The following is a 12,400-nucleotide window of genomic DNA, read 5'->3' as shown; positions in this document are numbered from 1 at the left end:
ACGATCGCACCGCCGCCGTACTCGGCGCTCTGGGCGTGATCGCCGTTCATGGTGTGGCAATGCGGCCCGGTCACCCGGTGGTGCTCGCCCAGCTGACCGGTCGACCTTCGGTGCCGGTGATCGGGGTGCCCGGTTATCCCGCCGCTGCTGAGCGGGTCTTCACCTCCTTCGCTCTGCCCCTGCTGCGTCGGCTTCTTGCGGTCGACCAGCCCACCACCGCGGGGATCGCCGCCCGTCTGGGAACCGCGATCCACTCGGTCACGCACCTCGACGAGCAGATCCGGCTGCGGCTCGCCCGGGTGCCGCACCCGCAAACCGGGCGCGAAACGCTGGTCGCCACGCCGCTGCGCCGCGGTGCTGCCGGGTTGGACTCGATGATCAAAGCCGAAGCGACACTACGGATCCCGACAGGGCACACCACCCTTGACGCGGGCAGTGAGATATGGCTCGAGCCCTCCGGCGGCGCCGCCGGAGCGGGCACCATACTCGTCAGCGGACTGACCTCGCCGGCCGTCACCGCACTGATCGCAGTGGCCCGCGACAACCAGCACACGGTGCACTGGACCGAATCCGCTCCGCTCGACGCGGCGGAAACGCTCCTCGACGTCCTGTGCCACGGGGTGGCTCTGCGACTCAACGCCGACGTCGACGTGAACAGCCACCCGGCCGTCGCCACGATCGCGACCCGCGCGGGTGAGCTGACACTCCTCGAAATCGCTCGAACGGTAGGGGCACGGGAAGTGCTCGTCATCCCTGGCGCCGCGTTCGACAGCCCCGCGATCGACGCGCTGCGCGCCGTCCTCAGATCGGTCGCCTTTCGCCGCGAACTCGCGCGGTGCCAGGGCTATTCTGGGCGGCAATCGGGCCGGGAAACTTGGCACAACCCCGACTTGCCTGTAGACCCGACGACACCGACACCCCCTATCAACGATGCCGACCGCCAATCCCTGGAGTGATCATGTGCTACACGGTGAAATCCATCGACGATGTCCGCGCGCTGGTTATGGCGACCCGCGGGCTGTCCGGGTTGTCCGATCTGCCGACGCTGGTCAGCAAGGCGTGCAAGCGGATGCACGCCCTCCTCGGTACCGACCTGGTGGCGATCGCTATCTACGACGGCACCGACCATCTGGTAGTGACCGCCGCCGAGGGAGTTCGAGCGAACCTGGTCGGTATCACTGTGTCCCGGGGGGACAGCCTCGGCTGGCGAGCGCTCGAACGGAGCATGCCGGCCACGACCGGGAACTGCGCCGCCGACCCGAACTGCACCGACGATCTGGCCGACGCGGTGATTGCCGAAGGCATCCAGGGATTCGCCGCGGTCCCCATCGAGTGCGGCGGAAACCGGCTCGGCGTGATGTACACGGGAAACCGTGGCTGCCGCGTAACCCCGCGAGTGACATTGTTGATGAACGAGTTCGGGGTCTCGTTGGCCCCGCTGATCGTCACCGCGGTCCGAGCCGATCGGGAAGGCAAGCTCGCGGTTGAAGAAGAGCGCCAACGGATTGCGCAACAGTTGCACGACACCGCCGGCCAGATCCTGTTCAAGATCGCCATGTCCGCTCAGGAGCTGCAACGCCAGCCGATGCACACCCAGGGCGTCGCCACGTCGGCGCGAACCATCGAGGCCGACGCGGCCGAGGCATCCGCCTACTTGCGCGAGGCGATGCACAACCTCATGCCGACCACCGACGCGTTACCGGTCACCATCCGACGCGACGCGGCGATGTTCTCCGCCCGCACCGGCAACGCGATCGAGGTCGCCACACTCGGAACACCGGCCACGGCGAAACCCTCGATCGAGGGCGTGCTGCTCGCCGTTGTGCGCGAAGCGCTGTACAACATCGAAAAGCACTCCGGAGCCACCGCCGTGTTCATCTCGGTCGCCTACCAAGCCCGTGAGATCACCGTGGCGATCGATGACGACGGCCGAGGCCTGCCCGTCGACTTCGAAGTCAATCCCATACCGGGTCGCCTGGCCGGACTCGGCATTCCTGGACTACTGCAGAAGGTGCAGGGCGTCGGCGGAACACTGAGGGTCGAAACCAACGACGACGGCGGAACCCGTGTCCACGCCGCCGTTCCGCTCCAGGACGCAGCATGACCAATTGCGCCGGTACGGCCGAGCCGGCGAAGGCCGTGCACAGCGTGCTGATCGCCGACGACCATCCGATTGTGGCGCACGGTATCGAACGGCTGCTCGCCCTGGCCGCGGACTTCCACGTCGTCGCGTCCTGCAATTCCGGGCGCGCGACAGTGGAGGTGGCCCGCCGGATCCAACCGGATCTCGTACTGCTCGACTTCCGGCTCGGTGACCTCTCCGGTGACGACGTCTGCAGGCAGCTCGCAATGGCGGCGCCAGCCGCGCGGATCATCATGCTCACGGCATTCGACGACGTCGAGAACCTCCGCCGCTGTCTGGAAGCCGGAGCAGCCGGTGTGCTACTCAAAGGCACGCTCGATCTGGACCTGGTGACCGCGCTGCGCGAGGTCAAGGACGGCCGGATGGTCATCGACACCCACGTCGCCCACAACCTGGAAACCGCGCAGACCCTGCTCGACCGCACCGGCACCGTCTACCCGCAGCTGCGGCCGAGGGAGATCGACGTTCTCAAGCAAATGGCCGCGGGCAAGACCACCAAGGAGATCGCTATCGAGCTTCACGTGACGATCAACACCGTTCGTAGCTACACCCAGGCGCTGATGGAGAAACTCGGGGCGCACACCCGGGTGCAGGCCATCGTCTACGGGCAGAAGCTTCAGCTCATCTGATCCATAGACGACCCTCGTTGTCCAACGACTTTATGAACGACATTCGTCGGGAGCGCGCCGGAGCGCGCGTGCGGGTGGGCGGTCTCGGTCGCCGAGCGGATGGACGCGAGCGTCACCGCGTGCACGGTGACGGCACTCGACGTCGTGGTCACCGTCGACGTCGAGGCGGCGCTCGGACGGTGGGGGCTGGGTTCGGCCCGAGCCGCCGCGCGGGCCGGCCCGGGAATCTGACTCAGTGGCAGGGGAAGCCGAGCAAGTGGCGCGCGTCGTGCACGAACTCGTGAATGTAGGTGTTGTTGCCGAACACCGACGTGGCGCCCTGGTCGACGCCCACGAAGTACAGGACGAGCAGCGCCAGGACCGCCGTGAGGCTCAACCACAACGCCGCCTTGGCCGCCGACAGCTCCAGGGCCGGCGCACCGACTCTGGCCGACTCTCGTGAACTCATGTCCGAGATCCCCTCAGTTCGTGTCTGACCGCTGGCTCATCGACGGTTGAAGCGACGTCGATGCTATCCGCCAAACATCTTTGTTTCGGCAAATATGCGCGGATCCATTGATGACGAAATGTCGGCGAACTCGCGGTGCGACTAGATGCGGGCCGCCTTGTCTTTGCCCTTGTCCCTGCCCTTGAGTTTGCCCGCGTTGCCCTTGCGTGCGCCGCGGGTCTGCGGGGGTCCGTCGACGAACGCGATCTCGTCGTCGGTGGGCAGGCGTAGGGAGAGCAGGCCCGCGAAGGTGTTCTCCTCGAGTTCGACGCGGTGTGCGGTGACGTGGACCGGCGTCCAGCCGCCGCCACGCGCGCGCAACCGCAACACGCGCGAGGTCGATCCAGACCCGAACTCCGTTGCCATCGAGGTCATCTCGAGTGCATCGTCGGGGTGGACGCGGGGCTCGCCGTCTTCGCTGGCGCGCCAGTCGTAGAACGGGCACGGATCGTCGAGCCACTTGAGCAGGGTCCAGGACTTCAGGTCGACGAGTGCACGATGAACGCCGGGTTGGGCCAGGCCGTTCAGAATTCGCTGCGCGAGGTCGTTCGGTGCCAGCACCACCTCATCGCGCGCACTGCGCCAGTTCATCGCCCTACAGACCAACAGGTCTCGGCCGGTGTCGTCGCTCTCGACCATCACGCGCGCGGTGAACCCGACGGTGATCGGATTGCCCGCATGGTCGCTGATGTCCCAGGTGCTGCAGAAGGTGCGGCCCGGCTCGGGTTTGATCACGACCGCCAACACCTCCGCCTCACTCGGATTGAGATCCCGGGTGGGCAGATCCTCGGCGAAAGCGCGACCATGAGTGGCCTCGACGGACGGGTCGAGGCCACTGTTGTACAGCGACTCCGTCGTGTCCGTCGCGATTCCGTTGGTGAGATCCCATTTCAGCGGTCCTGGGATGACGCGTTCCGGCGGATCGACGCCGGGTGGGCCCACCCAGACGTGGACGCCGTGAATACGACCGTCCGACATTTGGACGATCTCGGTGCGAATCACGCGGTCGTTCTTGGACGTGATGCTGCTGAGCGGCTTGCCCGCGCGGACCGTCTCGCCGATTGCCGTCCGAATCGCCATCAGGTTGGGGTTCCTGCGGAGGAAGGCGCTGATGGGAACGAGATTCTTGGTCTGCTGGCCCTGCGCGACCACGGTCGGCTCGGCGCCAAGGGTTTCCACCAGGAGCCAGTCGGGGGTCATGGCGGAATAGTACCGGTCAGCAAACGGCGTGCCCTCGGCTGAACGCACGACGAAATTCGTAGCGAATGCGGTTTGACAGGTGCCTCGATCACGCAATGACCTCCTCGAATGGTCGAAATGGGTTCGCACGCGCCCATGCCACGGTATTTTGCGGATGCACCCGGTCCTCCGGGATTGAGAACGGATCGCGTTGTCCGGCCGTTCATCGCATCGTCTGTGTGTTCGGCGAGGCTGGATCGAGGCCCCGTCGCCGATCCGTGGAAGACGACCGTCGAGGGGTAGGTCGTCCAGCGGGCCATTATCCACCGCGACGTGCCAACTCGCCGAGCACCAGACGCAGCACCCGCACCGCTCCCTGCTTGTCCAGCGGTTCGTTGCCGTTGCCGCACTTCGGCGACTGCACGCACGACGGGCAACCGTTCGGGCACTCGCAGGCGTCGATGGCCGCCGCGGTGGCACCCCACCACGTCGAGATCTGGCGGAAGCCGCGGTCGGCGAAACCGGCGCCGCCGGGGTAACCGTCGTAGACGAAGATCGTCGGCATGCCGTCCTCCGGTCCGACCGCCATCGACACGCCGCCGATGTCGCCGCGGTCGCAGCTGGCGACCAGCGGCAGCAGTCCGATTGCCGCGTGCTCTGCTGCGTGCAGCGAACCGGGCACACGAAGGGGGTCGATGCCGTTGTGCTGCAATGCTTCCGGCGCGATGGTGCACATCACCGCCATGGTGTCCAGCGTCTGGGTCGGCATGTCGAGGTCGACGAAGTCGATCACCTCGCCGTTGAGTCGGCGGCGGAGGTAGCCGACCACGGTGTGCGACACCGACACCGGCACCAAGCCGATGGTGACAGGCCCGTAGGCGCGACGCGTCCCTGGCCCGGTGACGACGATGTCGGTGACGTCGCGCGCTGACGTCGTGTACCCGGGATCCTCCGGCCGCACGAACGCGATGCCGTCCTCGAAGTCGAGTGAGTCGACCAGATAACTCTCGCCCTGGTGCAGGTAGACCGCGCCCGGGTGCACCGATGCGGGTGCCTGGCCCGCGCCCGTACTGCCCAGCATTCGGCCGGTGCCGGTCTCCAGGATCGCGATCTGTCCGCCTGACGACCCGCGGATGTCCACCGCCGGATGCGGGTCGACGCCCGGTGCGGGGAAGTAGCCGGCCGGCCGCCGCCGCAGCAGGCCGTCGTCGACCAGCGTCTCGGCAACGGCTTCGGCGTTCCACATCCGCACCTCGGCGTCGGTGAGGGGGAGTTCGGTTGCGGCACAGAGCAGTTGGGGTCCGAGCACGTACGGGTTGACGGGGTCGATGACGACGCGTTCGATCGGCTTGTCCAGGAGTGCGCCCGGATGATTGACGAGGTAGGTGTCCAGCGGGTCGTCTCGCGCGATCAGGACGATCAACGCGCTCTGACCCCGACGGCCCGCCCGGCCCGCCTGCTGCCAGAAGGAGGCGACGGTGCCGGGGAACCCGGCCAGCACCACGGCGTCGAGGCCCGCGATGTCGACGCCCAGTTCGAGGGCGTTGGTGGTGGCCAGTCCGCGCAACCGGCCGTCCGCCAACGCGCTCTCCAGGGCGCGGCGGTCCTCGGCGAGGTAGCCGGCGCGGTAGGAGGCGACCAGGTCGGCCAATTCCGGTGCGACGTCCTCGAGGCGGGCCCGCGCACCGAGTGCGGTGAGTTCGGCGCCGCGACGCGAGCGGACGAAGGTCAACGTCCGCGCGCCCTCGGCCATCAGGTCGGCCATCACGCGGGACGCCTCCGCCCCGGCCGAACGCCGGACCGGGGCGCCGTTCTCGCCGATCAGATCGGCCAGCAGCGCGGGTTCCCACAGCGCCACCGTGCGCCCGCCCTGTGGTGAGCCGTCGTCGGTCACCTCGATGACCGTGTGCCCAAGCAACTCCGAGGCCGTGGCCGCCGGAGAAGCCGTCGTCGCGCTGGCGAAGATCACCGTGGGCCCCGGTGCGTCGCCTCCGTAGCGCGCGCACAACCGCATCAGCCGACGGAGCACCATCGCGACATTCGAGCCGAAGATGCCCCGGTAGTAGTGGCACTCATCGATCACGATGAATCTGAGGTTGCGCAGGAACACGGCCCACCTGGGGTGGTTGCGCAGTAGCGACAGATGGATCATGTCGGGGTTGGAGAAGATCCACCGGGAGCTCTCCCTGGTGAATCGCCGGGCCTCCTGGCTGCTGTCACCGTCATAAGCGCTCGGCCCGACGTCCGCGAGGCGTGCGACGGCGTCCGTCAGCGACTGCGCCGCGCGCAACTGATCGTGTCCGAGGGCCTTGGTGGGGGACAGGTACAACGCCCTGGCGCGCGGATCGGCTGCAAGGGCCGACGCGATAGGCAACTGGTAGGCGAGCGACTTGCCCGACGCGGTGCCGGTACTGAGCACCACGTGGCGGCCCGAATGCGCGAGGTCGGCGGCGATTACCTGATGCGACCAGGGTTCGGCGATGCCGCGATCGACGAAGGCCGCCACCACGTCGGAATCGGCCCACCGGGGCCACGGTTGTGCGCGTGCGCGGCGTGGTGCCAAATCCGATACGTGGCGTAGCGGATGTTCGGATGAGTTGGTGCCGTCGACGGCGCTGGCGAGCAGTTCGCGACCGAAATCCGACGCCCGACCCGACACTGCCCACCCCCCTCCAGGTTCACGCCCGAATTGTTAACCACATGATCACAACAAGACTGTCGCGAAGCCCCGGGACATGATTCACTTATCGTGGTCGCAGCTTCTGTGTTCGTGTGTCAGCACTCGCAGGAACGTCGTTGCGATCGCGGTTCCTGCGAGGGTTGTAGGTCGGTCTGTTCCGGCGCTTCCACGAAGGTATGGCGGTCGGAACGGGCCCGGCCCACCGAAGCACGGTGGACCGCACCCGAAGTAGTAGAAGGAAAGAAGTACAGATGCCTCAGGGAACTGTTAAGTGGTTCAACCCGGAAAAGGGCTACGGGTTCATCGAGCAGGAAGACGGCGGCGGCGACGTCTTCGTCCATTACAAGCAGATTCAGTCCAATGGGTTCCGCACCCTCGAGGAGAATCAGAAGGTCGAGTTCGAGATCGAGCAGAGCCCCAAGGGCCCGCAGGCCCTCAGCGTCAAGCCCGTCTGAATCGACGACGATCTGAAGGAACCCCCCGCACGTCCCGGTGACTGACGTACGGGGGTTTTCTCATTTTCCCGCATTCCCCTGCTGCCTCGTGCGGCCCGGTGACCCCTCGGGAGTGCACTGCTGGCCTAGTGTCGATTTCGTGAGTCAGCTGTCGTTCTTCTCGGCTGAGTCGGTGCCGCCCGCGGTCGCCGACTTGACCGGGATTCTCGCTGCGTCGGGCCAGGTCGTGCTGGTCGGTAGCGGTGCGCAGCAGGCGGCGCGCTTGTCGGTTGTGGTGGATCGGTTGTGGCGTGCCGAGGGGCTTGCCGAGATGATCGCCGAAACAGGGCTCATCCCCGAGATCGGCCGCACCGACGAGAACACTCCGCTCGTCCGCACCGCGGTCGACCGGCGGTTGATCGCGATGGCCGCGGCCTGGACCCGCGGCGCGGTGAAGACCGTCCCGCCGCACTGGTTGCCCGGGCCGAGGGAACTGAGGGCCTGGACGTTGGCCGCGGGCACGCCGGAGGCGGCCGACCGTTACCTGCTCGGACTCGACCCCCATGCGCCGGACACGCATACTGCCCTCGCATCGGCAATGATGAGGGTGGGAATCGCACCGACCTTGATCGGCACGCGCGGGGCTCGTCCCGCGCTACGGATCAGTGGTCGTCGGAGGTTGTTACGCCTGGTAGAGAACGTGGGGGAACCACCAGGTGATACCGAGGCGTTCTCGCTTTGGCCACGGACCTGAGGTCTAGTACGGGGGAATCCAGTTTGCGTACGCGCGCCCAGAATGCGAAGTTGGCACTAGCTATAGGGTGCCGAGAGCCGATGCGACCGTCGACGCTCATCGTCAGGCGCCGGTTGGCGGCACAAGAGTGGAGCGTAGACAGAGTTGGCTGACCAGGAGGGCAGCGGCGAGAACGGCAGTGCGCCACGTGGGCGAGCAGCCACTGGCCCGATCATACGGCGACTCGTCATAGTCGAGTCGCCTACCAAGGCGCGCAAAATCGCCGGTTACCTGGGCGCCAACTACATCGTGGAGTCCTCCCGCGGGCACATTCGCGACCTGCCGAGGGCGGCCGCGGACGTCCCCGCCAAGTACAAGTCCGAGCCGTGGGCCCGTCTCGGCGTGAACGTCGACGCCGACTTCGAGCCGCTCTACATCATCAGCCCCGAGAAGAAGAGCACGGTCACAGAACTCAAGGGCCTGCTCAAGGACGTCGACGAGCTCTACCTGGCCACGGACGGCGACCGCGAGGGCGAAGCGATCGCCTGGCACCTGCTGGAGACGCTCAAGCCCAGCGTCCCGGTCAAGCGCATGGTGTTCCACGAGATCACCGAACCCGCGATCCTGAGCGCCGCGGAGAACCCCCGCGACCTCGACATCGACCTGGTCGATGCGCAGGAGACGCGTCGCATCCTCGATCGCCTGTACGGCTACGAGGTCAGCCCCGTGCTGTGGAAGAAGGTGGCCCCCAAGTTGTCGGCGGGCCGCGTGCAGTCGGTGGCGACCCGGATCATCGTCCAGCGCGAGCGCGAGCGCATGGCGTTCCGCAGCGCCGGCTACTGGGACGTCACCGCCGAACTCGACGCCAGCGTGTCGGACCCGCAGGCGTCGCCGCCGAGGTTCACCGCGAAGCTCAACCAGGTCGACGGCCGTCGCGTGGCAGCCGGGCGCGACTTCGACTCGTTGGGCGGTCTCAAGAAGCCCGACGAGGTGCTGGTGCTCAACGAGGCCGCCGCAGGCCAGCTCGCCGCGGGGCTGCGCGGTGCCCAGTTGACGGTGTCGTCGGTCGAGCAGAAGCCGTACACCCGCAAGCCGTACGCCCCGTTCATGACCTCCACGCTGCAGCAGGAGGCGGGCCGCAAGCTGCGGTTCTCCTCGGAGCGCACGATGAGCATCGCGCAGCGGCTCTACGAGAACGGCTACATCACCTACATGCGCACCGACTCCACGACGTTGTCGGGGTCGGCCGTGGAAGCGGCCCGTAACCAGGCCAGGCAGCTCTACGGCGAGGAGTACGTGCACCCGACCGCGCGGCAGTACACCCGCAAGGTGAAGAACGCCCAGGAGGCGCACGAGGCGATCCGGCCGGCAGGTGACGTGTTCCAGACGCCAGGCCAGCTGCACGCTCAACTCGACACCGACGAGTTCCGGCTCTACGAGCTGATCTGGCAGCGCACCGTCGCATCCCAGATGGCCGACGCCCGCGGCACCACCCTGTCGCTGCGGATCGCTGGAGCCGCCCCGGCGGCGACATTGGACCCAGGTGTTGCCTCCACAGTTCAGGTCGTGTTCAGCGCCAGCGGCCGGACCATCACCTTCGCGGGCTTCCTGAAGGCCTACGTCGAGAGCCTCGACGAGCAGGCCGGGGGTGAGGCCGACGACGCCGAGAGCCGGCTGCCGAACCTGACCCAGGGGCAGCGGGTCGACGCCACCGACCTGACCGCCGACGGCCACACCACCAGCCCGCCCGCGCGCTACACCGAGGCGTCGCTGATCAAGTCGCTGGAGGATCTCGGCATCGGGCGGCCGTCGACGTATTCGTCGATCATCAAGACCATCCAGGACCGCGGCTACGTGCACAAGAAGGGCAGCGCCCTGGTGCCGTCGTGGGTGGCTTTCGCGGTGACGGGTCTGCTGGAGCAGCACTTCGGCCGGTTGGTCGACTACGACTTCACTGCCGCCATGGAGGACGAGCTCGACGAGATCGCCTCCGGCAACGAGCGACGGACCAACTGGCTCAACAACTTCTACTTCGGCGGCGAGCACGGCGTGGACGGCTCCATCGCCCGCTCCGGTGGGCTCAAGAAGCTGGTCGGCGGCAACTTGGAAGGGATCGACGCGCGGGAAGTCAACTCCATCAAGCTGTTCGACGACGATCAGGGGCGCGCGATCAACGTCCGCGTCGGCCGCAACGGTCCATACCTGGAGCGGATGATCACCGGTGACGACGGCGAGCCCACCCCGCAGCGGGCCAACCTCAAGGACGACCTGACCCCCGACGAACTCACGCTCGAGCTCGTCGAGAAGCTCTTCTCCACCCCGCAGGAGGGGCGCTCGCTCGGCATGGACCCCGAGAGCGGGCACGAGATCGTCGCCAAGGACGGCCGGTACGGCCCGTACGTGACCGAGGTGCTTCCGGAACCGATTGTGCCGCCTGAGGATCCGGGGGCTTCGCCGGCGAAGAAAGCCAAGAAGCCACCGCCGGGTCCCAAGCCCCGCACCGGATCACTGCTGCGCTCAATGGATCTCGAGACGGTCACGCTGGACGACGCGCTGAGGCTGCTGTCGTTGCCGCGAGTGGTCGGTGTCGATCCCGCCAACGGCGAGGAGATCACCGCGCAGAACGGGCGCTACGGCCCGTACCTCAAGCGCGGCACCGATTCTCGCTCGCTTGCCAACGAGGAGCAGATGTTCACCGTCACCCTCGATGAGGCGCTGAAGATCTACGCCGAGCCCAAGCGACGCGGCGGGCAGGGTGCGTCCGCCCCGCCACTGCGCGAACTCGGCACCGATCCCGTGTCGGATAAGCCGATGGTGATCAAGGACGGCAGGTTCGGCCCGTACGTCACCGACGGTGAAACCAATGCCAGCCTGCGCAAGGGTGACGACGTGCTGTCGATCACCGACGGCCGGGCGTCGGAATTGCTCGCCGATCGCCGCGCCCGCGGCCCCGCCAAGAAGACGGCCAAGAAGGTGGCCGCGAAGAAGGCACCGGCCAAGAAGACGCCCGCGAAGAAGGCCGTCAAGCGCAGCAGCTAGCTTTCGCGCTGCAGCTCACTCGGAACTTGATCCGGCGCAGCGAGAGTCACCGGCCTGGCCAACTGGGTTGGTGCGGTGCGGCCACGCAGTTCGACGATCTCGCCGACGTCCCAGCACAGCGCCTCGGCGTCAAGTGCGCCGCTGACCGCGATCGCCGATGCGAGCACGTGGCCCTGCTCCAGCTTGGCCAGCTCCGTGAGGCGTGCGGCCTCGTTGACGGGGTCGCCGATCACTGTGTACTCGAAACGGGCCTGAGCGCCGATGTGGCCGGCGATGGCCCGTCCGGCGGAGACGCCGATGCCGAAGTCCGTCTGGCCCAGCACTTCCACCAGTTCGTCGTGCAGTTCGCGTGATGCCGCGAGCGCCGCGCCTGAGGCGTCGGGGTGTTCGATGGGCGCGCCGAAGATGGCGAGGGCCGCGTCGCCCTGGAACTTGTTGACGAACCCGCCGTGCCGATGGACGGTGTCGACGATGATCTGGAAGAACACGTTGAGCAGGTTGACCACCTCGGACGCAGGCCGCGTCGATGCGAGTTGCGTCGAGCCGACCAGGTCGACGAACAGCACCGCGACGTCGCGTTCCTGGCCACCGAGCTCGGTTCCGCGCTCGAGCGCGCGGCGGGCGACGTCCTCGCCGACGTAGCGGCCGAACAGGTCCCGAAGCCGTTGCCGCTCGGCCAGATCGCGGACCATGTCGTTGAATCCGGCCTGTAGCAAACCCAATTCGCTGGCATCGTAGATCTGCATGTGCGCGTTGTAGTTGCCACGTTGCACTTCGCCCAGTGCCCAACGCAATTGGCGCAGCGGGTCGGCGATCGACATCGCGACGAGCACCGTGCCGGCCAGCCCGATCACGAGGGCGGCGATGGCCAGCAGCAGGATCGGAGTGTTGAGCCGTTCGGCCGGTGCGGTCAGGATTTCGAACTTGCTCGCCACCAGCGCCAGCACGATCGCCAGGACCGGCACTGCGGTGGACAGCACCCAGGTCAGCACCTGGCGCTGGATCACGCCGGGCGCCCGGAACGTCTCGGGTACGCCGCCCCGCAGCGCCGCGACGGCGACGGGCCGCAGCACGCG

Annotated in this window: 11 protein-coding genes; 7 read left to right on the top strand and 4 right to left on the bottom strand. The window is 67.3% G+C overall.

Going from position 1 to position 12,400, the window contains the following annotated elements; genetic code table 11:
- The 4 genes from QOC69_RS22140 to QOC69_RS22125 all read left to right on the top strand — a co-directional run.
- The coding region (locus QOC69_RS22140; RefSeq protein WP_526443582.1) for a molybdopterin-binding protein at window positions 1-956 on the top strand (956 nt) is incomplete at its 5' end.
- Between the two features lie 2 nt (window positions 957-958).
- Window positions 959-2,104 (top strand): GAF domain-containing sensor histidine kinase, encoded by a 1,146-nt coding sequence (locus QOC69_RS22135; protein WP_526443580.1) that lies wholly within the window; start codon window positions 959-961, stop codon window positions 2,102-2,104.
- Window positions 2,101-2,772, top strand: coding sequence for a response regulator transcription factor (locus tag QOC69_RS22130; protein ID WP_526443578.1), 672 nt, complete (start codon window positions 2,101-2,103; stop codon window positions 2,770-2,772). The genes QOC69_RS22135 and QOC69_RS22130 overlap by 4 nt, the downstream gene beginning before the upstream one ends.
- Window positions 2,773-2,871: 99 nt before the next feature.
- Entirely contained in the window at window positions 2,872-3,003 is a 132-nt protein-coding gene (locus QOC69_RS22125; protein WP_526443576.1) for a hypothetical protein, read from the top strand.
- Between the two features lies 1 nt (window position 3,004).
- Here QOC69_RS22125 and QOC69_RS22120 read toward each other — a convergent pair whose 3' ends face one another.
- The 3 genes from QOC69_RS22120 to sftH form a co-directional block, all read right to left on the bottom strand.
- Window positions 3,005-3,220 (bottom strand): CbtB domain-containing protein, encoded by a 216-nt coding sequence (locus tag QOC69_RS22120; protein WP_526443574.1) that lies wholly within the window; start codon window positions 3,218-3,220, stop codon window positions 3,005-3,007.
- A gap of 141 nt (window positions 3,221-3,361) precedes the next feature.
- Window positions 3,362-4,459: a PAS domain-containing protein gene (locus QOC69_RS22115; protein WP_526443572.1), complete on the bottom strand. Its 1,098-nt coding sequence runs from the start codon at window positions 4,457-4,459 to the stop codon at window positions 3,362-3,364.
- A gap of 298 nt (window positions 4,460-4,757) precedes the next feature.
- Window positions 4,758-7,097: a DNA 3'-5' helicase SftH gene (sftH, locus tag QOC69_RS22110; RefSeq protein WP_526443570.1), complete on the bottom strand. Its 2,340-nt coding sequence runs from the start codon at window positions 7,095-7,097 to the stop codon at window positions 4,758-4,760.
- A gap of 272 nt (window positions 7,098-7,369) precedes the next feature.
- Here sftH and QOC69_RS22105 point away from each other — a divergent pair, with 272 nt between their 5' ends.
- The 3 genes from QOC69_RS22105 to topA all read left to right on the top strand — a co-directional run bounded on the left by QOC69_RS22105 (window position 7,370) and on the right by topA (window position 11,324).
- Window positions 7,370-7,573: a cold-shock protein gene (locus tag QOC69_RS22105; protein WP_149370616.1), complete on the top strand. Its 204-nt coding sequence runs from the start codon at window positions 7,370-7,372 to the stop codon at window positions 7,571-7,573.
- 139 nt (window positions 7,574-7,712) lie between these two features.
- Window positions 7,713-8,306 carry a hypothetical protein gene (locus tag QOC69_RS22100; protein ID WP_526443567.1) on the top strand — a complete coding sequence of 198 codons (594 nt, stop codon included), beginning with the start codon at window positions 7,713-7,715 and terminating at the stop codon, window positions 8,304-8,306.
- A 144-nt stretch (window positions 8,307-8,450) separates the two neighbouring features.
- Window positions 8,451-11,324: a type I DNA topoisomerase gene (gene topA / locus QOC69_RS22095; RefSeq protein ID WP_526443565.1), complete on the top strand. Its 2,874-nt coding sequence runs from the start codon at window positions 8,451-8,453 to the stop codon at window positions 11,322-11,324.
- Here the strand turns inward: topA and QOC69_RS22090 are convergent.
- Window positions 11,321-12,400 (bottom strand): adenylate/guanylate cyclase domain-containing protein (locus tag QOC69_RS22090; protein ID WP_526443563.1); only part of this gene is annotated, 1,080 nt, incomplete at its 5' end. The genes topA and QOC69_RS22090 overlap by 4 nt on opposite strands.

This window comes from Mycobacterium sp. (assembly GCF_032162105.1).
In the GTDB taxonomy this organism is placed as follows: domain Bacteria; phylum Actinomycetota; class Actinomycetes; order Mycobacteriales; family Mycobacteriaceae; genus Mycobacterium.
This window is presented reverse-complemented; position numbering and strand designations above follow the sequence as displayed.

What these genes read in the sequence shown, in the direction of transcription:
- QOC69_RS22115 (WP_526443572.1), bottom strand. Translation starts at nt 4,459, where the DNA reads ATGACCCCCGACTGGCTCCTGGTGGAAACCCTTGGCGCCGAGCCGACC.
- QOC69_RS22105 (WP_149370616.1), top strand. Translation starts at nt 7,370, where the DNA reads ATGCCTCAGGGAACTGTTAAGTGGTTCAACCCGGAAAAGGGCTACGGG.
- QOC69_RS22120 (WP_526443574.1), bottom strand. Translation starts at nt 3,220, where the DNA reads ATGAGTTCACGAGAGTCGGCCAGAGTCGGTGCGCCGGCCCTGGAGCTG.
- QOC69_RS22135 (WP_526443580.1), top strand. Translation starts at nt 959, where the DNA reads ATGTGCTACACGGTGAAATCCATCGACGATGTCCGCGCGCTGGTTATG.
- QOC69_RS22125 (WP_526443576.1), top strand. Translation starts at nt 2,872, where the DNA reads ATGGACGCGAGCGTCACCGCGTGCACGGTGACGGCACTCGACGTCGTG.
- QOC69_RS22130 (WP_526443578.1), top strand. Translation starts at nt 2,101, where the DNA reads ATGACCAATTGCGCCGGTACGGCCGAGCCGGCGAAGGCCGTGCACAGC.